Genomic DNA, 20,156 nt, shown 5'->3' with positions numbered 1-20,156 from the left:
TGCAACGCCAGCGAAATCTAGCACAGGCGATGCCGATTTGTCGAATGGAGGCATGGAAAGATAGCGAAGTGGGACGGGAAACGAGAAAAGTGGGAGTGAAAAGGAGAGGATGGGCACACAAGGCGTTCGGTCTCCCCTCCCTGCATGGCCCCGCCCATCCACTCGACAAACTCGCTTGCGCTGGAATTGCCGCGCCATTATCCTTCTGGTATGACTCGTCGCGCCAAGGCCCTTGTCCTGCTGCTCATTGCAGTGGCGACTTGTGCGTCGCAGGGTCTTTCCATGGCGCTGTGCCGCTGCACGGGGCACGTCTTTGTAGGAGCCGCGCCGGAGTCCTGCTGCGGCGAGTGCCCGGAGGAAGCGGGAAACCGCGACGCCATCCAGGCCGCCACTCCGCATGTCCACGGCTGCTTGGTGATGACGAGCCGGGACAATTGCTTCGTCGTGGTCTCCAAGGGTTGGGAGACCTACCTGCCCACCAACGCCAAGGAACAGGCGCCCTCCCCCATGCTCACGGCGGTAGAGCCGCTGGCCTCGCTTCTCCTCATCCCGCCCATGCCACGGCACGCCCCCACGGGGTTGCTGTCCTGGCACCTGACTCATGAAAGTGATCCCCCGGGTCTGTCCCGCGTGGTGTTGTATCGCTCGCTTCTGATTTGAAGCTGACACGCTCCCTGGCTGGTGCGCCGTGACCTTGTTGCCCATGCAACAGGCGGCGCATGTCGATGTGGAAATCTCCACCCCTAGCTCGTGTCGTCATGTCCCTTTCCGATCTCTATACCCCTGCCCACCCGCAGCCCGCGAATCCCAAACCGGCTGCCCAAGCCCCCTCGCCCAGCACCTCCACCCCACTGCGCAGGCGCATCCTCCTGCTGCCCGCGTGGCTGCTGCCTTTCTCACTCGTCCTCGCCTTCGCCGGACTCTTCGCCTTTGTCTTTCGCGACCGCCTCCTGCCCGCGCTGGAAGTGAAAGTCGCCCAGGCCATCCTCCTGACGGACATCGACGAAGCCCCCGCCGCCGCAGGTGAGGAGAAGCATGACGCCGCATCACACCATCCGACACCTTCTTCTCAAAGTCCTGCACCTTCACCCGCGGCTCCCGCTTCCCCACCCCAGCTCCTCTTCCAGGCCGCCGGGTGGTTCGAGCCTGATCCTCTGCCCATCTATGCCACCACGCTGACGGACGGCGTCATCAGCAAGGTGCACGTGCTCGAAGGCCAGGAGGTGAAGCAGGGCCAGCTCCTCGCGGAACTCATCGCCGATGACGCACGCATCGCCCTCAATGCCGCCCAACGCGCACATGACAAGGCCTGTGCCGAACTGAAACTGCAAGCCGTGCAGGTCACCGTGGCTGAGACCGAGGTGGCCGTGATGGCTGACCAGGTCCGCGCCGCCGAAGCCAAGCTCGCCGAGGAGAAGGACAACGAGCAGCGCATCGCAAAGATTCCCTCCGGCTCCGTGTCCGACCAGGAGCGCTCGCGGGCGAAGTTCGTGGTGCAGGGGCAGGCAGCCGAGGTGGCCTCGCGCCAGTCCCAGCTCACTGCCGCCAAAGCCAAAGTAGAGGCCGCCAAAGCCCAGACCACCGCCATGGAGGCCTCCGTCGCCTCCGCCCAGGTGGCCGTGGAAAAGCAGGAACTCGCCCTCGCCCGCACCCGCATCACCTCGCCAGTGGACGGCGTCATCCTCCAGCTCCACGCCGCTCCCGGCCAGAAAAAGCTGCTGGCCATGGATGAGCACCTCTCCGCCACCGTCGCCACGCTCTTCGAGAAAGGGAAACTGCAGGCGCGCGTGGATGTACCCCTCGCCGATGCGCGCGGCCTCACCGTAGGACAGGCAGCCATCGTCACCTCCGACTTCCTGCCGAACACGGAAATCCACGGTGTGGTCACGCGCATCGTGGGCTCGGCAGACCTCCAGCGGAACACTCTGCAAGGCAAGGTTCGCATCGAGAACCCCGACCCGCGCCTGCGCCCCGAGATGCTCTGCCGTGTGAAGTTCCTCGGAGCCCCCCACTCCTCCTCGTCCTCCACACCTTCGTCCTCCTCCTCGAACACCGTGGCAGACCTCGCCCCTGCAGACCCCACCCGCGCCATCATGGTCCCCACCGCTGCGCTTTTCACAGCAGCAGACAAAACCACCTCCCTCTGGGTCATCGCCGCAGACGGCGTCACCGCCACCAGGCGCTCTGCGCAGCGCGGCCCCCTTGAGCGCGAAGGCTACATCTCCATCACCACCGGCATCCTCCCCGGCGAACTCGTCATTCTTCCACCGCACGACCAGCTCACCGAAGGCCGCCGCGTGCGAGCCACTCAAGCAGCGCGCTGAACCTATTCGTCTCGTGACATGAAAAGCACCCTTCACGGTGAATCACCAAGCAAGGCACCACCTTGCGCGAAGCGCTTTGGAGTGCGTGTGCGAAGCACCGCTTTGAACAGCGCGAGCCAGTATCAAAACACGCCAGGCATTCACCAACATCCCGTGGCGCAGAAGTCAGGAGCCTCAAGAACCCACACGCAGTTCGGAACCGTCACTCCTCCGCTCAAAGCGGTGCTTCGCACACGCACTCCAAAGCGCTTCGCGCCACGTAGCACGCCACACCGAAACTTCTCCGCCTCTCGCGTCTGCAAACTCACGAGACGCGCCGCAGTCTGACACATCCCTCCACCACTCCACCACTCCACCACTCCCTTCCCCCTCCCCATGCCCCCTCCCTTCATCCAGTGCCGCGGCCTGACCAAGTCCTACAAGAAAGGCACGAACACCGTGACGCCCTTGCAGGACCTCGACCTCGATGTGCCACGCGGCTCCTTCCTCGCGCTCATGGGTCCCTCCGGCAGTGGCAAGACCACCCTGCTCAATCTCATCGCCGGCATCGACAGCCCCACGTCCGGCACCTTGCGTATCGGCGAAGCCCAGCTCGAGCGCATGTCCCGCAGTCAGCTCACGAAATGGCGTGCCACCCATGTGGGCTACATCTTCCAGCTCTACCACCTTGTTCCCATCCTGAGCGCGTTTGAGAATGTGGAGCTGCCCCTGCTGCTGAGTTCCCTCTCACGCAGTGAGCGACGCGCCCGGGTGCAGACCGCACTGCAACTCGTGGGCCTCGCGGACCGTGCCCACCACATTCCCGCAGAGCTCTCCGGTGGCCAGGAGCAGCGCGTCGCCATCGCCCGCGCCATCGTGGCAAATCCCGCCCTGCTCGTCGCGGACGAACCCACGGGCGACCTCGACCGCGAGTCTGCCGATTCCATCCTTAGCCTGCTGCGCGAACTCGTCGCCCTGCATGGCAAGACCGTGGTCATGGTCACCCACGACCCCCGTGCCGCCGATGCCGCAGACCGCGTGCTGCACCTGGAGAAAGGCCGCCTCCTCGAATCCCAATCCCATCGCCTGACCCACGCCTGATGGGATGTAATGCAAGATGATATACCATGATTTCGAAGCTCACAAACCTCGCCATCCTCGCCTTCAAGCAGCTCAGCCGTCACAAGGTGCGCTCGCTGCTCACCATCCTCGGCGTGGCCATGGGCATGTTCCTCTTTGCCACGGTGGAGACCATGCAGCGCAGCCTGCGCGTGGCCACGCAAGCTGGCGCAGATGACACCACTCTTGTGGTCTATCGCGAGAACCGCTTCTGCCCCGCCACCAGCCGCCTGCCCGAGCACTACGAAACCAACATCCGCAAACTCGAGGGGGTGAAGGAAGTCATTCCCATCCAGATTGTGGTGAACAACTGCGGCGCCAGTCTGGACATCATCGCCTTTCGCGGTGTGCCTCCGGACAACCTCTTGCGCTATGCCGCCCACTTGAAGGTGCTCGACGGCTCCATCGAAGAATGGAAGAAGCGCTCCGATGCCGCCCTGCTGGGCCGCCACCTCGCCGCACGTCGCAAGCTGAACGTGGGCGACCGCTTCGATGCCGCAGGTGTCACGGTGACCGTGGCAGGCATCATCGAGAGTGATGAACCGCAGGACAGCAATGTGGCCTATGTGCATCTGCCCTTCCTCCAGCAGGCCTCACGTGCCGGCCTCGGCATTGTCACGCAGTTCAACGTGCGCGTGAACTCGGCGAATGATCTCGACCGCGTCGCGAAGTCCATCGACGAACGCTTCAACGCCGAACAGGCTCCCACCCGCACGCGACCGGAGAAGGCCTTCTTCGCCGACACCGCCGCCGAACTCGTGGAGCTGGTGGGCTTCACCCGCTGGCTCGGACTCGGAGCCGTGGCCGCCGTGCTCGGACTCGTGGCCAACGCCGTGCTGCTCGTCGTGCGCTCACGCGTGAAGGAGAATGCCGTGCTGCAGACCCTGGGTTTCTCCCAGCGCGCCATCGGCGTGCTCGTGGCCGTGGAAGGCATCCTGCTCGGCCTCATGGGCGGCGCTCTCGGTGTCGCCGCCGCCTACGGCATGCTCCGCTGGCAGAGCTTCACCGTGGGAAATGAAGGCGTCACCCTCTCCATCATGCCGGACCTGCCCATCATCATCCGCGGCATGGCCACCGCCCTCACCCTCGGCCTCCTCGCCAGCCTCTACCCCGCCATCAAAGCCGCCCGCAAACCCATCGTCGCCTCGCTGCGCTCGGCATAAACCCACCCTCCATTTCGCATTTTTCACTTCTCACTTTTCACGTTGCATTCCGCCACACCACACCTCCTACACCCCATCCCACCAGAGTAGTCAGTAGTCAGTAGTCAGTAGTCAGTAGTCAGTAGTCAGTAGTCAGTAGTCAGCAGTCAGTAGTCAGTAGTCAGTAGTCAGTAGTCAGCAGTCAGCAGTCAGCAGTCAGCAGTCAGCAGTCAGCAGTCAGCAGTCAGCAGTCAGCAGTCAGCAGTCAGTTCTCAGTCTCCGAAGTTCCTCTGCGTCTCTGTGTCTCTGCGTTGAATCCAATGCAGCCCGCCACACCCACATCCCCCGAACCAACCCCACCACTTACTACTTACTACTTACTACTCACCGTCCCCCCTCATGCTCCCTCTCTCCTACGCCGTCAGAAATCTCTTCCGCGTCCCCGCGAGGCTCTGCCAGCTCGTGCTCGGGGCCGCACTTGTCATCTTCCTCCTCATGCTCGCCTCCGCCCTCTCCAACGGAATGGATGGCGTGCTGCGCTCCTCTGGCTCCGAGCGCAATGTCATCGTGCTCGGCACCGGCAGTGAGGAGAGCGTGGAGCGCAGCGAGATCAAAGCCTCCGTACCCGCGTTGCTAGCCGCCTCCGTACCCGGCATCAAAACCGTGCTGGGCAAGCCCGCCGTCTCCGGCGAGATCCATTACAACGGCCCGCTGCAAGCGGGCACGAATCCCTCGAGCCAGGCGCTCATCCGCGGCGTCACCCCTGCCGCGCTGCTCGTGCATCCGGAAGTGCAGCTCCTCTCCGGACGCTTCCCCCGCTCAGGCGAGGTGATGGTTGGCAAGCTCGCCTCCCACAAGCTCGGCATTCCAGAGGCCGACCTCACCCTCGGCAAGACCGTCACCGTCGCAGGCACGCCCATGCGTATCGTGGGCATCTTCCACGCTCCCGGCACCGTGATGGAAGCCGAAGTGTGGGCGGACCTCAGTGACATGCTCGCCATCGGCCAGCGCGATACCATTTCCTGCGCCGTGGTGCGTCTCGATGATGCCACCTTCGAAGACGTGGAAATCTTCACCCTGCAGCGGCTCGACCTCGAACTCGCCGCCATGCTGGAGAGCGAGTACTACGCGAAGCTCTCCACTTTCTACAGGCCGCTGCGTGCCATGACCTGGGTCACCACCTGCCTCGTCGCTGCAGGCGCCATCTTTGGCGGACTCAATACCCTCTACGCCGCCTTCGCCTCGCGCGTCCGCGAAATGGCCACCCTGCAAGCCATGGGCTACCGCCGGCGGGCCCTGCTGCTCAGCCTGCTGCAAGAGGGCATGATGGCCACCCTCATGGGAGCCCTCGTCGCCGCCTCTCTCGCCCTGTGGCTGGCGGATGGCTTTGCCGTCACCTTTTCCATCGGCACCTTCGCCTTGGAAATCTCGCCGCAGGTTCTGGGTCTCGGCGTCATCGGCGGCGTCCTTCTCGCCCTCATCGGCACCCTTCCGCCCGCGTGGACCTGCCTCAAGCCGCTCCTGCCTGCGGCGCTAAGGGCCTCGTGAATGTGTTCTGATACTTTTCATCATGAAGTATCCAATTCCATCCTACCAATCCCAACTTCCCGCTGTTCGCATCAACGTCAGCGCAAGGGCTCGGAAGCTGTGCCGCGAAGCGGCCTTGGACTGCGCGCAGCCTGCTGCCGCTTTCCTCAAGTGCAGCCTGCTGCACGCTGCACCGCGACGAAGTCGCCAAGCTTTCTGGACATATCACCCTACGCGCGAGTGTCACCATCGCCACAGCAGGCTGTGGACTCTGGAAAGCGGCAGCAGGCTGCACGCAGTCCAAGGCCTTCGGCACCCGCTGCCACCCTGCCTCTAGTTCTTAACCCGACAGATTTGTCAGTTGAAGTATCCCATTCACCGCCCCTAACCCATAACTCCTAGCTCATATCCATGAAACCCACCCTCCGCTCCCTCCTCACCATTGCAGCTCTCACTGTCACCGCCACGCTCACCCACGCCGCCGACACCGCGCTCCCCTCCTCGCTGCTCGCAGACAAAGCTCCCGCTGAGGCGGTCAGCGTGAAGAAAGCACGCGAGAGTGCCAAGCCCGGTGAAGCCATCGTCCTCCGCGGCAAGGTAGGCGGCCGCAAGATCGCCCTCGTGCCCAAGGCCGCCATCGCCGTGCTGGCCGATGAAAAGTCCATCACCTCCTGCAACGACATGCCGGGTGACTCCTGCGCCTTCCCTTGGGACTACTGCTGCGAGACCCCTGAGAAGATTGCCGCCTCCACCGCCACCATCCAGGTGCGCGATGAAAAGGGCAAAGTCGTCAAGGCACCCCTCCGTGGTCTCGGCGACCTGAAGGAACTCAGCGTCGTGGTCATCTCTGGCACCGTCGACACCGCCTCCACCAAGGACAATCTCATCGTGAACGCGACCTCGATCTTCGTGGAAAAGCCCTGAGTCGCATCACTGCCTCAATCGTGTCGTCATCTCCAGTTATGGGAGGTGGCGACACGGATAGATTAGCCGCAAAAAGACGCAAAAAATTCAAAAAGGTCTGACGCTGGGTGATGCCACCTCAAGCGAGGTCTTCACATCCCAAGAGCCCTTCTTTTTTTGCGCCTTTTGCGTTTTTTTTGCGGCTAAAAAGTCAGCGTGATTCCTGCGCCGGGTATCAGTAAGCTTGCTGCTCGCAGAGCTTCAACTCATCCTCCGCCGAGGCGAGGCGATGCAGTATCCCGGCATGCTGCTCCTGCCACTGCGGCGTGCGTTTCCACGGCGAGGCGAGATGCGCATGCAGCAGGTGGCGGATGAAGTTCACCTTCCACCGGGCATGAGACAGATTGTCAGAGGCATGGATGCGTGGGTCCATCTTCCGGATGAGCATTCGCCAGCCTCACCGGGCATGGACCGTCCCTGAGACCACGCTAGGGGTAGAGGCGGCTCCACTCCCGGGGAAAGATTGCGAAGGACTGCTTGGCATGCGCGTGTCGGGTCAGATACTCTTCGCGTTCGTCGCACCAGTAGATGGACTCGCGATCACTCATTCCCTCGTGAAGAGCGATGAGGTGGGCGGAAAAGCGGACACGCCAGCGGGCCTGCCGGAAGGCTTGGATGTTTTCGGGGGTGGGTTCCATGGGAGGTTTTGGAAGTTCCACGGAATCGCAGCAGCGGTCATAAGCGGAACTTCAAGTTTCTCATGAAACATCGTCGGGGAGCGGATCGCTCTTCCATTCGGGAGGTGGGTGCCGGCAGACCAGTACCCGTTGCACCTACGTGGTTGAGAATGACTTCGAACCCTTTCATGAAAGAAAAAAATCGCCGCCACCCAGAGGATGACGGCGACCGATGGTTTATGTTGTTGCGAGGGTAGGAACTACTCAATCGTCAATTTCGACCTTGCTGATGACCTTGGCGTCGCCATCAGCAGCGTAGTGCACACGCACCGGTGCGCCCACTTTGATGCGGGTCTTCACATCGGCGTCGGTGAGCGTCTTGCCGCCCTTGGTGACGTAGGTGACCTTCTCACCATACTTGTAGGTCACGGGTCCACTGGACTCCTTCACCACGAAGGTGGAGCCGGGGCTGTATTCCGTGATGGTACCAGTGCCCACGGTGGACGTGGTGGTGGTGACAGTCTTGTCATCAGCCAGGGATGCGGCGGCTCCGAAGAGCACGACGGTGAGGGTGAGGAATAGTGATTTCATAACTGGTTTGTACTACATCCAGCGCTTCGCAATTCCGGGCTAGAGCGGTTGTCCGCATTTGCCAATCGTCCCTGTGCGAAGCCCTGAAGCCAGCATCGGGGATGACGCCAAGCTCGCCCACCTCATGCACAAAAAACCCCGCCTGCGTGCCGACACACACAGACGGGGCTCACACACATTTCGCATCAACTACTTATCAACTAGCTTCTCGCTTCGAGTGAAGCTCAAGAGCGCTGTAGAGACGCACAGGGCGGCCTACAGCTTGAACTTGAGACCCACGCGAACAATCGTGAAATCACCGGAGTCATCTTCACCCCAGTGATAGGCGCCATCGGCAAAGATGCCCAGGCAGTCAGCTTCCGGAAGGCGCACATCAAGGCCGGCACCAGCGAACCAGTTCCAGTTCTCTTCCGAATTGGTCGCATAGCCCGCGCCACCCATCACATAGGGAGCGATGCAGACTTCCGTGATGGGGAAGCGCACAACGAGTGCCGCGTCAAACTCGTGATGCTCACTGCCGGTGGCAAAGATGCCGTAGCTGCCCTGCAGGCCGATGTTCTCCGTGAAGAAGTACTCCAAGAGAGCGCCGCCGCCGAGAGCGTCATCTTCCTCGCTGTCCGGGAGGATGCCCGCGCCGAAGATACCGAGGGTGAGCCCGGGAGCGAAGCAATCACAACCTGCGGGAGGTGGTGGCGGAGTGACGGTGTTCTTGGTGGAGGTATAGACCTCACCGCCAAAAGCGGGGAGGGAGAGGCCCAGGGCGAGCAAGAGGATGGGTAGTGCCTTCATAATGCTTGGTCTTCGTTTGATGGGTTGGTTGGTTGCCCTAGCAATTCATTGCGAACGCTAATGCCTCTCACTTTGCCCACTATTGCGACCACGCAACTCGAGAACCGCTTCCTGACCTCACGGTCAGGGCGCGGCCTGATGGTTGATAATGAACGCTTTGCCGGGCACGATGCATTGTACAGAGGCATTCCGGACTCGTTTACCGGTCGGCCAAAAGCGCAAACTCCGCTCATGACCGATTCAGGATTATGCAGCAATTGCAACCAACTCCCGCCTTGGCTCCAGCCTCCTCTGAGGAAGCTCCAGCCTGTGATTCATCTCTCTTCGCCGCTCAGGATATCGAAGATGTGCTCCTGAAGGCGGAGGACCACATGGCGCTGGGGATGTGGGAAGAGGCGACCGTCATTCTGGACACACTCCCCGAGGACTTGCTGAACCTCCCGCACGTCGCCTTGGTCCGCATCGATTTGTTCATCGACCAGGAGCTCTGGGAACGAGGGCTGATGTTGGGGATGGGCCTCGTGGAATCCAACGCCCACAATGCCGAACTCTGGCTGAGAATCGCGCGCCTCATGGCAGGCGTGGGCAATCCCAAGAGCGCACTGAGAGCCGCTGCCCGCTGTGCCGAACTCGAACCCGACTTTTTCTGCTTCATGAGCGAGGATCGCCTGCTCGGTCCCCTGATTGCGGAAGCCCTGTCCTCCCCTCCTGCCGCGACACTCCCGTTCCCCTGCGCCGCGTTTGCAGGCTTCTCCAAGTCTGGTCGACGGGGAACCCTATGGCATAGGCGTGCGGCATGAGCCGGAGCCCAAAAGCCTCACGTTTCCGTTTCTCCACTTGGGGCCGCTTCCGGTTTCGCTTTTGGTTCGATTGTGTCGGCGCACGGTGGAATGCGCTCGCTGCCGGAGATAGCGTTCAGGGCCTCCAGCGCTTGCTTACTCAGATTCACTTCATCCTCCGCTGAAGCAAGACGGTGCAACATTGCCGCATGCCGCCCCTGCCAATCCGTGGTTTCTTTCTTGGAGGAACGTAGGTGCGCCTGGATCAGATGCCGGATGAAATTCACCTTCCACTGTGCGTGAGCAAGGTTGTCCTGGGCATGGAGCTGAGGATCCATGTCAGCTAGGGTACAAGGCATCCCAGTCCGTGGGAAACGCGGCAAGCTGCTCTTTAGCCAACAAGTGACGCGTCAAGTATTGATCATGTTCCTCGTGCCAGTACTTTGAGTTCTTCTCGCTCATGCCTTCGTGGAGGGCGATGAGATGGGAGGTGAATCGAACACGCCAGCGGGCATGTGTGAATGCTGCGATATTCTCGGGAGTGGGTTCCATGGTTGCGTGGGAGAGCCCAAACGATTCGCATTGCGCCCGATGAATGGGCATTCAATCAGTCAAATCGAAGCAATATTTTTTTCCCGCTCGGAATTTTGAGCAGCTGGTAACGAAGGTTCAGCTCTTCTCGGTATGACTATCGGCCGAACCACCAGAGTCGTGGGCAAAAAAAAACCGGGCGCTCCAGCGCCCGGTTTCCATTCATCACTACTATCGATTCTGTCTTAAAAGTTAGTCGCGGATGATGGTCGCAGTACCGGGAGGCCTGCCACCGGCAGCGGCGAGGTTGTAGTCACCCACCGCGAAGGTCAGCCAGCCCACGGGCACCGGGGGATGCTTCTGCTCTTCACCCAACACATTGAAGAAGCCATCCGGCTTGTGGGCATTGCCCTGGCCAGCCCACTCAATGCTCACCGCAATGGGGTTGTCGCCAGGAGCCTTGAAGGTAATTTCGCCGTCCTCGAAAAAGAGGTTCTTAAGAGGGGCGGTATTGAAATCCTGCACATCGCGGAACTCGATTGTGCCAAGCTTCTCATGGCCCACATCCGTGCGCACCGTGGCGCTCAGGTGGAACTGGCCACCATTGCCATTCGTGCCGGAGGAACCAGGGGCTCCGAGCGTCGCACCCTTGGCCTCAATGCCGCGGAAGACGAACTTGTAGAGACCGCCAGGGAAATTGTAGGTTGTCTTGAAGGGAGCCCCAGAAGTCTTGACCGTCCCCACCGGGACGCCGGGACCTCCAAGGGTAATGTCAGCCAATGCCGGGAGAGCGAATAGGCACAGTGTGAGTGACAGAATCTTTTTCATACAAGGGCAACATAGAGCCAAACTATAATTCAGCCTGCAATTTATGAGAATTATAGCCAAATTGAATCTTTGCCCTAATTGCAAATTTAGAGCAAATTTGTTGCAAGCGAGAACAAACCCCTTCCAGAACGGTCAATTTACGCCCGAATCAGTGCCTGAAGATGAGCAAATTTCATCCCGAGCAACTTCTCCTCCGGAAACCTTTCGAGAGGCATTTTGCATGTTTTCCCCTGGTGGATGCCCGGCAACGATGCCCCATCAGGGAACCGACTGGCTCCAGCATCAGGGTTCGCAACGAGCTTGCGCAACCTTCACGGCGGGGTCTTACAGCAGTTCCAACATTCATGGAATCTGCCCACGATAGGAAACTGGCCCAATAGCAACAACTCATCGAGGATCTGGAAGCCCTCCGCAGCCTCTTGGAGATCCACCTCAGCTCCCCGGTTCAAGGGTCCAAAGGCTGGCAACTACAGCACTCGGAAGGCCTCAGAAGACTGGCCCGCCTCGAGGAAAGTCTGGCCATGTTCCCCGTAGAGTGGCGTCGGGACGACGCACAGTCCTCACGTGGCTGACGGCTCCCAAAGAGAAGAAGGAAACCCGCCAACTGCTAGCACTGGAAACCTTCCAGACCTTTTCGCAGGCATCCTCGATGGTCGCCCCAAGCCGCTGCCTCCCAATGCTCCTCTTGCCACTCACCTCGCTTTTACCGGGGCCTGTCCAAAGCGGGCCTCAATGATCGAGAAATCATCTTCAAGTTGCAGGGAACCACGAAGTGTCCGGGCCTGCGCCAGGAGCTCATCCATGAGCAAGTCGGCCCGCCCGCTGATGGAGGACAAATAGTTGATACAGGCGGGCAGGTCCCACACCATGCTCTGCTCTCGCATGATTTCGAACACGCCATCGCTGAAAATCAGCAGTCGTGACCCAGGCGGAACGCCGCACGATTTGGCAGGAAAGGTGACATCTGGAATCAAACCCATCATCGGGCCGGTCGAGGGGAGCTGTACCGGCTCCGGCGAGCCCGGCGCGAAGAGAAGCGACGGATGATGGCCTCCGCCGGACCATTGCAGCACTTGGGCCGACAACTGGTAGACGCCATACCAAATCGTGAAGAACCTTCCACCGTGGTGCTGCCCCTGGAATTTTTCATTCAGCCGCGCCAGCACCTCATCGGGTCTGAGCATGTCCGCTCCGGGCAGCGAGCCAGCACGGATCACGTTGCCAACTGTCACGGACAGGAGGGCCGAATCGAGCCCATGCCCGGTCACGTCGATGAGATAGAGCGCGAGATGATCGTCATCAATCCAGTGGTACCCAATGGAATCGCCCCCGAGAGCCGAGGACGGAATGTAACGCCAGTCAATGGCCACTGGTCCCTTCACCGGCGGCGGAATGCACTGGCGCACATACTCAGCACCGGCGGCGAAATCCCCGCGCATGCGCTCGTTGCTCAAGTCATTCAGCAATGCCGTGGCCGCCGCGAGGTCTGGCAGCGCCATGCCCTCGGAGATTCTGTCGCAGGCCGTCGTCAACGCGGCATACGCATGCTCGATGCGATTTCGCTGGCGCCAAACCCGCGCCAGGCTGGTGGTGGCCCGGAGTTCCCATGCACGACTTTGCTGTCGGCGGGCAATCTCGATGGCGCGTTCAAAGGATTCCTCGGCGCCACGCTCATTACCCGATCCGGCCAGAAGCAGTTCACCCTGGAGGCGCAGCAACTCGGCCTCCTGGAACCTCTCATCATTTTTCTCCACCAGTGCGAAAGCCTCGTCGAGCGCCCGCTGGGCATCATCAAACCGGCCGACCTGCATGAGTGCATCGCCGAGCACGCTGAGATAATAGGTGAGCGCAATCCCGGCCCCCGTTGCCCGATAGGCTTCGAGCCCTTTTTCGATCAGAACCAGCGCCTCCTCGGGCCGTCCTTGGAGCAGCATTCCCGCACCGCGATAGAGTGTGCCCGTGGCATGCCAGAAGGGATAGCCCTGCTCAGTCGCAATCGCGATTGCCTCCTCACCAGCCACGCGTGTGGAGGCTCCAACCCGGCAGTGCTGAAACAGCCATCCGGTGTGGTGCAGAGCATAAACTAGGCTGAATGGTTGATGAATTTCCCGCGCCAAAGCGACCGTCTCGCGACTGAGGTCGAGCGCGTGATCCGCCTGACCTAGGTGCCACTGCGCGAGGGCGAGGTAACAACGGGTGGTCACGCCGCCATCTTCTCCAATAAGCGTGGCCCAATAGGCGGTACGCGATCGATCATCGTACTCGGCAATCGCCCGGAAGCACGCTTCCTGTGCACCAGCGAAGTCCCCACGATAGAGCATGGTGATGCCTCGGAGGAAGAGGGCCTCCATCAGGATTCCCGGGTCGTTTAATCGCGCCCCAAACTCCATCGCCTCCTCGGCCAGTTCCGCGCACAGGCGGAAGTCGCCGCGCACCACATGGAACGCGAAATTCCCCCACATCATCGCAAAGAGCTGCGGCGTCTGTCCGACGCAATCGCACAAGGCGCGAGCGCGATCAAAGATGGGGCCCACCTCCGGTGCCGCATAACCGCGAGATGCAATGTAGGTGGTGCCCAACGGCCCCAGCAATTCCAATTCACGTGCGTCCCGCGCAGGCGATGGCGGCAGCGACTCCAGCAACGCCAGCCCCTTGGTCAAATGCGCAATCGCCTCGACATTTGCAAATCTCTCCCGCGACCTCAGCCCTGCACGTACCCAGTAGCTCACGCCCTTGTCAAAGAGACCTGCCGTTGTGAAATGCCGTGCAAGCAACTCGGGCTGCCGTTCTGCCATCTCGGGGAAGCGCACCTCCATGGCTTCGGCAACCCGGCGATGAAAGCTCTGCCGATCCAAAGGTGAGAGTGTTCCATGCAGCGCCTCTTCCAACAGCGCATGCTTGAAGACATAGGCGCAATGCGGAGGCTTGCCTTTCACGCAGAGGATCCCCGCACCGACGAGCTTTTCCAATTCCGGGCGCAGGGTCGACTCGTCCACACTCGCGACCGCAGCCAGAACATCGTAATCAAATTCACGGCCCAACGTCGCCGCCAGTTGCGCGACTTCGCGATTCCCAGACATCCCCTCCAATCGCGCGAGAATCAAATCCTGCAGCGTGGCGGGAATGTGACGGGACTGCACTGCCACTCCTCTGTGGTGCGCATCGCCGTCTGCTTCGGGCTCCACCGTTTCCCGGGTGATTCGCGCAAACTCTTCGACGAGGAGTGGCACGCCCCCGGTACGCTCGTAGAGTTGCGCCACCAAGGCATCCGGCACACCGCCCCCAGCGGTCTTACGCATCAATTCCGCGACCTGACGTCGCGTCAGGCGATTGAGCGCGAGGATGGTCTGGTGGGAGAACGCTGGCCAGGGAGATTGGAATTCAGGACGATACGTAAGCACGGTGAGAATGCGGTCATGCAGTCCCTCTCCAATAAACTGGCCAAGAAATTCCAGCGTCGAGGCATCGATCCAGTGCAGGTCCTCAATGACAAAAAGCAGAGGCTGCCGGTCTGAACGGGCTTTGAGCCACTGACGCAACGCTCGAAAGGTCTCCTCGCGCTCCCGCACCGGCGTCAGTCCGGCGGCCGGATAACGCGCGTCTGGCGGAAGCAACAACAGCCTGGCGAAAAGCGCGACCAACTCCGGACGACCAAGGCCGTAGTCGTCGAGATGCCGCGCAAGTCGGTCGAAGCGTGCCGTCGTGGATTCGTCGCTGCCAAAATCGAGAAACCGCCCAAATTGCTCGGTGACCGGAAAGAGTTCGGTGTGCTGAAAATGTTGCGCACAGCGCCACTCGACGATGCACGGCGTCCGCGCTTCCAGTGTGAAATCAGCGCCTGCCGCAGGCACTTCTTCCCTCATCTCCTCGACAACGATTTGCTTGATGGTGTGCACGAGGCGGGATTTGCCAAGGCCCGGCTCACCTACTAGCAAGACCACCTGACCCATCCCTTCCTGGGCCTGCTCCCAGCGATCCTTGAGCAAGCTCACTTCCGTATCCCGGCCCGTCAAAGGCGTCAGAGCTACCGTTCCTGGCTCATCCACTCCAGTGCGAGCGCCAGCGATAACCTCCTGGTCGGACATGATCTTGGACATTGGAACATCCACAGTTTCTTTTCAAGGGCTCCGGTTCCCTCCGCCGAACTCAGCAGAGTCGCAGCCAGGCCGCAATTAGACCTTGGTGCTATGGGCCTCCCGCGGGCGCGCTTATCGCTCTTCGCCTGCTGCAGACATCGTCCCCATCAGGACGGCACCCCGGATTTCGTGACCTGAGCGCCTCCTGTTCGATTTTTTCCCGCAAGGTTCAGCCGGCCCCCTCCCAGCAAACCTTGTGACTTCAGGGTCGATCTCAGCCCATCGTCACCTTCACCGCGCCGGCCGCGTTACGGGCCTTTTCGCGAGCTTCCTCAATGGTAGCACCACGGGCTGCTGCCACGCCCATGCGGCGCTTCCCCTTCACCTCGGGCTTGCCAAAGAGGCGCAGGAGCGTGTCCGGCTCAGCGAGCGCAGCCTCCAGATTGCTGAAACTCACGTTCTTGGAATGACCCTCGGGCAAAATAACCGCCGAGGCGCTCGGACCGTGCTGACGGATGTTCGGGATGGGCAGCCCAAGGATGGCACGCGCGTGCAGGGCGAACTCGCTCAGGTCCTGCGAAATCAGCGTGACCAGACCGGTGTCATGCGGGCGCGGCGACACCTCGCTGAACCACACCGTGTCCCCCTTCACAAAGAGCTCCACGCCAAAGATACCCCAGCCACCGAGGGCATTCGTGATGGCGCCAGCGATGCGCTCGCTCTCTTCCAGCGCCGCCTTGGTCATGGGCTGCGGCTGCCAGCTTTCGCGATAGTCGCCATCAATCTGCAGGTGCCCGATGGGCGCGCAGAAGGAGGTGCCATTGGCATGGCGCACGGTGAGCATGGTGATCTCGTAGTCGAAGTCCACCATGCCCTCCACAATCACCTTCCCCTTGCCAGCGCGTCCACCTTCCTGGGCATACTTCCACGCTTTGGAAATGTCTGCCTCACTGCGCACCACACTTTGGCCCTTGCCGGAGCTGCTCATGATGGGCTTCACCACGCAGGGAATGCCGATGGCCTTCACCGCTTCGTTGAACTCCTCTTCCGTGGCCGCAAACTTGTAGCTGGAGCAGCGCAGCCCCAGTGTCTCCGCCGCCAGCGTACGAATGCCCTCGCGGTTCATGGTGAGCTTCGCGGCCAGCGCCGTGGGAATCACGCGCTGCCCCTGGGCTTCCAGTTCCACCAGCACATCCGTGGCAATCGCCTCCACCTCCGGCACCACGAGGTCCGGCTTCTCCTCCAGAATCACCCGGCGCAGGGCATCGCCATCCAGCATGGAAATGACATGCGAGCGATGTGCCACCTGCATGGCCGGTGCATTCGCATACGAGTCCACCGCAATCACTTCGCAGCCGAACCGCTGCAGTTCCATCACCACTTCCTTGCCCAACTCCCCCGAACCAAGGAACAGGATTTTCTTGGCCGAAGAGGTAAACGGCGTGCCGATGGAAGCAGAAGACTGAGACTGGGACATGCTTGTCCTTTAGCGGGCCGCGAGCCGTGTGCAAGGGATGGTCCGCACTCCAAGTGGTCCGCCCACTCCGCTGTGCGGTCAGGAGCATGGCCACGCACCATAACTCCCATCCAACCCAGAATTCATCAGCCGCAAAAAGACGCAAAAAACTCAAACGGGTCTGGTGCTGGGTACCGCCACCTCAATGCACCCAGCCCAGCCACAAGAGCCTCCCCTCTTGTGCCTTTTGCGTCTTTTTGCGGCTAATGAACTACCGTGATTCTCGCGGCGCACGAGCTAGCTAAACGGCCGCCCCAGTCTGTCTTGAAACAGTAGAAGAAAACAGTATGCTGGGACTCATGAACTCCGAATTCGCAGCTCTTTTAAAGCTGGACCGGGCTGAGCGCCTCCAGCTTGTGGAAGACCTCTGGGACAGCATCGTGGATGAGGAGAGCGGAGTCACAGCCTCCGTCCCAGATTGGAAGCTTGATGAACTGCGTCGGCGCAAAGAGCGATTTGCCACCCACCCTGCATCCGGTCGCACGTGGGAACAGGTAAAGGATAGAGCCCATTCCAAGGCGTAACTAAAGCACCAAGCGCTCCAAACAAACGCAATAGCCCACCACCTTGCGCGAAGCGCTTTGGAGTGCGTGTGCGAAGCACCGCTTTTGCGCTACCCCTGACACACTTCCCCCAAGCGCTCCGCTCCACCGTTTGCGCTACCACCACCACTCAAAAATCGTCCTCGATTTTTAACCGGTCCGTTTTGAAAGCATACACGGTCTTGAGCCACGACGCCGCAGCCACCCGTTCAAACCATGCTGCTGAGCACCACGGGTAGTCCCGCGCCAATTTCACAAGCCCATGCTTCACCGGATTACCGTGCACATAATTGAGGCGGGCAATCCATGACTTCTCGTAAGTAAGGGTCGAGTCCCAAAAATTGTGCCAGACCTTGCGTCCCTGTGATTCATCCTGCTGATTCACCCAATTCGACGTTTCCTGATGCACCTGAGAAACCATCTCTTTCAGGGTAGTGGTAGAATCAAAGTGAGATGGCAGACGCCTCGCGATAAAGTGATAGTGATTGGGAAATACCGCCCATGCTTCGAGCTGCCAACCTTGCTCGATGGCGGTCTTCAGCAGAGTGTCGTGGAGGAAGTCCAGGCGCTGTTTACCTCGGAAAAGATGCTCTTTCAGGTACGTGCCTGACGTGATCATGTAAGTACCCTTCGGCTCCAGGCGATGCGGCGGAGCATGGAGCCAATGGACGGGTGGCTGGTTGGAATCGGTCACGGAAGGGGGAATTGAGCCGGATATACGATGGCAAAAAGATTCTGCAAATTCCTTCCGCACATCGTATGAGGGCGGCTTTGGTGAATCAGGAGACGCGTCAAAGCGGTGCTACGCACACGCACTCCAAAGCGCTTCGCGCAAGGTGGCACGCTCCAGACCAGACTGGAGATGGGAGGTGAGAGCAAATCACTCTGATTTAGCCGCAAAAAGACGCAAAAAACTCAAAAGGGTCTGCTGCTGAGTCATGCCGCCTCAAACGAGGTCTTCACATCCCAAGCGCCCTTCCTTTTTTGCGCCTTTTGCGTTTTTTTGCGGCTAGTGAATTCAGGTGACTCCCGCTGTGCGGGCTCACATCATCCCCAGCTTCATCTTCCCCTCGTCGCTGATCATGCTCTGATTCCACGCGGGTTCCCAGACCAGCTCCACAGCGGCGTCATCCATCTCTTCAATGGTCATGATGCGCGACTGGGCATCCGCGGCAATCGTGGGGCCCATGCCGCAACCGGGTGCAGTGAGGGTCATCTTCACAATCGCCTTGTTCTTGCCCTCTTCGTCCTGCTGCACTTCGCAGCCATACACGAGGCCGAGGTCCACGATGTTCACCGGAATCTCAGGGTCATACACATTGCGAAGCTGGTGCCACACCTGCACCTCCAAGTCACTGGCATCGTCGGGAATGTTCGAGGAAGACTGCGCTTCCGCCTTTTTCTCCTCTTCGGGGTCGATGCCCAGAGCATCCACGTCCTTCGACTGGATGCGTGCCAGGCCGTGGTCCGTGGCCACCGTGTACGTACCGCCCAGTGCCTGCGTGATGATCACGCGCGTGCCCGCTGGCAACGTGACGGTGTCACCGCTGGGAATCTGGATGGCTTCTACTTCGCGGGTAAGGGTGGTGTCGGAATGCATGTCTGTCGTGTTGGGAAAGAGAACTAGGAGAGAAATGACTGCCTGTATAGAGTGAGATACGCGCGGCTCAAGGCTGGGGGCTCGCGGGTGCCGGCGCAGGAGGTTGCATGACAATCTTGATCTTGCCCACCTGCTTGCCTGCGTTCGCCAGGGCATCATGCAGTGTGGCCGCTTGAGGTGGGGTGGGCGTCGCGTCGACCTCCGGCTTTACCGGAGCAGTCACGCCTGAGCGTTCGGCATTTTCCGCGTCCAGCGCGGCTTTCAAGGCGCCTTCCACCATCTGGCCGCAGTGAATCTTCATGGGTGGCAGTGGTCCGAGCGGCGCAGACAATTCGGAAGCGCTCATGTCCAGTGCCTCTTCACGGGTCTTCCCCTTGATGAGCTGCGTGGCCATGCTCGCCACGGCAATCGCCGTCTGGCAGCCGAAGCTCTGGAAGCTCGCTTTGTCGATGACCTTCTTGCCGTCCTTCTCCTTGTACTTGATCCACATGCGCACCATGTCGCCACAATCAGGGCTGCCCACGGTGCCCACGGCATCGGCGTCCTTCATCTCACCGAGATTCTGCGGATTGGCGATGGCCTGCTGGAGTGCGTCTTCGTTCATGAAAAGGGGGGAAACGGAATATAGGAATGGCGGCACACTACTCAATCTCCACGCGGTAGCGCGGCAGCGAGGGATCCACCTCTACGGAATACGCATCGATACCGCCTGTGAGGCACTTCGCCTCGGCAAATCCGTGCCCCAGGAAGTATGCCGTGGCATCCAACGCCCGATCACCGGTGTGATCGTAGATGATCAGCGGTGCATTCTTGTCCCACGAGGTGAAGACCTCCTGCACCAGCTCCTGCGTCACGAGCTCCGCCCCTGGAATGGCCACCGCCTCATGCTCCTCACGCGTGCGCACGTCGAGCACCTTCACATCACTCCGTTCACTCCGCAGCTTCGCGAAGTCCGCCGGAGAAATCTGGATGCTCGTATCCGCCTGGTGACTCTCCTGAATGTGCTCCACGGCCTCAGCCACGGGGATGTTCTCATTCCGTTCACACACCTGTGCCAGGGTCTCCGTGGGCTGGAATCCGCAACTGCGGCACCCACCGATATGATACTTCGCAAAGAGCGCGCGCTGGGCGCCGGGATAGAGCCGGAGCAGCTCCCCCATGGTCGTATCCCCCGAGAGCGGCGGGAGGGTTTCGGCTGTGGCAGTGTCAGTCATGTGAATCGGTCGATATCCA

General features: G+C 60.6%; 21 protein-coding genes. 8 read left to right on the top strand and 13 right to left on the bottom strand.

The genetic code is table 11. The annotated features are described in order from the left end of the window. Nucleotides 1–144 precede the first annotated feature (144 nt). The 6 genes from DES53_RS02800 (at nt 145) to DES53_RS02775 (ending at nt 7,015) form a co-directional block, all read left to right on the top strand. Complete coding sequence (locus DES53_RS02800) at nt 145–660, top strand: hypothetical protein (protein ID WP_211325419.1); 516 nt, start codon at nt 145–147, stop codon at nt 658–660. Between the two features lie 98 nt (nt 661–758). Then, nucleotides 759–2,324 carry an efflux RND transporter periplasmic adaptor subunit gene (locus DES53_RS02795; RefSeq protein WP_170156802.1) on the top strand — a complete coding sequence of 522 codons (1,566 nt, stop codon included), beginning with the start codon at nt 759–761 and terminating at the stop codon, nt 2,322–2,324. 375 nt (nt 2,325–2,699) lie between these two features. Further along, complete coding sequence (locus DES53_RS02790) at nt 2,700–3,404, top strand: ABC transporter ATP-binding protein (protein ID WP_113956675.1); 705 nt, start codon at nt 2,700–2,702, stop codon at nt 3,402–3,404. A 26-nt stretch (nt 3,405–3,430) separates the two neighbouring features. After that, nucleotides 3,431–4,585, top strand: a complete 1,155-nt coding sequence (locus DES53_RS02785) for an ABC transporter permease (protein WP_113956674.1) — start codon at nt 3,431–3,433, stop codon at nt 4,583–4,585. A 378-nt stretch (nt 4,586–4,963) separates the two neighbouring features. After that, on the top strand, nt 4,964–6,112 hold the full coding sequence (locus DES53_RS02780; RefSeq protein WP_113956673.1) for an ABC transporter permease: 1,149 nt from the start codon (nt 4,964–4,966) through the stop codon (nt 6,110–6,112). Between the two features lie 390 nt (nt 6,113–6,502). Further along, entirely contained in the window at nt 6,503–7,015 is a 513-nt protein-coding gene (locus DES53_RS02775; protein ID WP_113956672.1) for a hypothetical protein, read from the top strand. A 214-nt stretch (nt 7,016–7,229) separates the two neighbouring features. On the opposite strand, the gene DES53_RS02770 is transcribed toward DES53_RS02775, so the two are convergent. From DES53_RS02770 to DES53_RS02755, 4 genes are all read right to left on the bottom strand, one after another. Continuing rightward, the gene (locus DES53_RS02770; protein WP_113956671.1) at nt 7,230–7,442 is read right to left on the bottom strand and encodes a hypothetical protein; all 213 of its coding nucleotides are present in this window, start codon (nt 7,440–7,442) and stop codon (nt 7,230–7,232) included. A 40-nt stretch (nt 7,443–7,482) separates the two neighbouring features. Further along, nucleotides 7,483–7,692 (bottom strand): hypothetical protein, encoded by a 210-nt coding sequence (locus tag DES53_RS02765; protein WP_113956670.1) that lies wholly within the window; start codon nt 7,690–7,692, stop codon nt 7,483–7,485. Nucleotides 7,693–7,935: 243 nt separating this feature from the next. Next, nucleotides 7,936–8,262 (bottom strand): hypothetical protein, encoded by a 327-nt coding sequence (locus tag DES53_RS02760; RefSeq protein ID WP_113956669.1) that lies wholly within the window; start codon nt 8,260–8,262, stop codon nt 7,936–7,938. A 255-nt stretch (nt 8,263–8,517) separates the two neighbouring features. After that, the gene (locus tag DES53_RS02755; protein WP_113956668.1) at nt 8,518–9,051 is read right to left on the bottom strand and encodes an outer membrane beta-barrel protein; all 534 of its coding nucleotides are present in this window, start codon (nt 9,049–9,051) and stop codon (nt 8,518–8,520) included. Between the two features lie 275 nt (nt 9,052–9,326). Between DES53_RS02755 and DES53_RS02750 the strand changes: the two genes are divergently transcribed. After that, complete coding sequence (locus DES53_RS02750; protein WP_113956667.1) at nt 9,327–9,851, top strand: hypothetical protein; 525 nt, start codon at nt 9,327–9,329, stop codon at nt 9,849–9,851. Nucleotides 9,852–9,868: 17 nt separating this feature from the next. Here DES53_RS02750 and DES53_RS02745 read toward each other — a convergent pair whose 3' ends face one another. The 5 genes from DES53_RS02745 to purT form a co-directional block, all read right to left on the bottom strand. Continuing rightward, nucleotides 9,869–10,168: a hypothetical protein gene (locus tag DES53_RS02745; protein ID WP_113956666.1), complete on the bottom strand. Its 300-nt coding sequence runs from the start codon at nt 10,166–10,168 to the stop codon at nt 9,869–9,871. 1 nt (nt 10,169) lies between these two features. Next, complete coding sequence (locus DES53_RS32735; protein WP_170156801.1) at nt 10,170–10,382, bottom strand: hypothetical protein; 213 nt, start codon at nt 10,380–10,382, stop codon at nt 10,170–10,172. A gap of 231 nt (nt 10,383–10,613) precedes the next feature. After that, nucleotides 10,614–11,189 (bottom strand): hypothetical protein, encoded by a 576-nt coding sequence (locus DES53_RS02735; RefSeq protein ID WP_113956664.1) that lies wholly within the window; start codon nt 11,187–11,189, stop codon nt 10,614–10,616. A 692-nt stretch (nt 11,190–11,881) separates the two neighbouring features. Further along, complete coding sequence (locus tag DES53_RS02730) at nt 11,882–15,274, bottom strand: SpoIIE family protein phosphatase (protein ID WP_211325418.1); 3,393 nt, start codon at nt 15,272–15,274, stop codon at nt 11,882–11,884. 265 nt (nt 15,275–15,539) lie between these two features. Continuing rightward, nucleotides 15,540–16,742: a formate-dependent phosphoribosylglycinamide formyltransferase gene (purT, locus tag DES53_RS02725; protein WP_113956662.1), complete on the bottom strand. Its 1,203-nt coding sequence runs from the start codon at nt 16,740–16,742 to the stop codon at nt 15,540–15,542. A gap of 338 nt (nt 16,743–17,080) precedes the next feature. Here purT and DES53_RS02720 point away from each other — a divergent pair, with 338 nt between their 5' ends. After that, nucleotides 17,081–17,305 (top strand): addiction module protein, encoded by a 225-nt coding sequence (locus DES53_RS02720; protein ID WP_113957170.1) that lies wholly within the window; start codon nt 17,081–17,083, stop codon nt 17,303–17,305. A 148-nt stretch (nt 17,306–17,453) separates the two neighbouring features. Here DES53_RS02720 and DES53_RS02715 read toward each other — a convergent pair whose 3' ends face one another. The 4 genes from DES53_RS02715 to DES53_RS02700 form a co-directional block, all read right to left on the bottom strand. Beyond that, nucleotides 17,454–18,017: an REP-associated tyrosine transposase gene (locus tag DES53_RS02715; protein ID WP_245958071.1), complete on the bottom strand. Its 564-nt coding sequence runs from the start codon at nt 18,015–18,017 to the stop codon at nt 17,454–17,456. Nucleotides 18,018–18,365: 348 nt separating this feature from the next. After that, nucleotides 18,366–18,923, bottom strand: a complete 558-nt coding sequence (gene sufT, locus DES53_RS02710) for a putative Fe-S cluster assembly protein SufT (RefSeq protein WP_113956661.1) — start codon at nt 18,921–18,923, stop codon at nt 18,366–18,368. A gap of 67 nt (nt 18,924–18,990) precedes the next feature. Further along, nucleotides 18,991–19,527 carry an iron-sulfur cluster assembly scaffold protein gene (locus DES53_RS02705; protein ID WP_113956660.1) on the bottom strand — a complete coding sequence of 179 codons (537 nt, stop codon included), beginning with the start codon at nt 19,525–19,527 and terminating at the stop codon, nt 18,991–18,993. A 37-nt stretch (nt 19,528–19,564) separates the two neighbouring features. Then, nucleotides 19,565–20,137: a rhodanese-like domain-containing protein gene (locus DES53_RS02700; protein WP_245958070.1), complete on the bottom strand. Its 573-nt coding sequence runs from the start codon at nt 20,135–20,137 to the stop codon at nt 19,565–19,567. Nucleotides 20,138–20,156: the final 19 nt, after the last annotated feature.

The organism is Roseimicrobium gellanilyticum (assembly GCF_003315205.1).
GTDB classification, from domain to species: Bacteria; Verrucomicrobiota; Verrucomicrobiia; order Verrucomicrobiales; family Verrucomicrobiaceae; genus Roseimicrobium; species Roseimicrobium gellanilyticum.
Note: the sequence above shows the minus strand (reverse complement) of the source record. Positions and strands in the feature narration are given on the sequence as shown.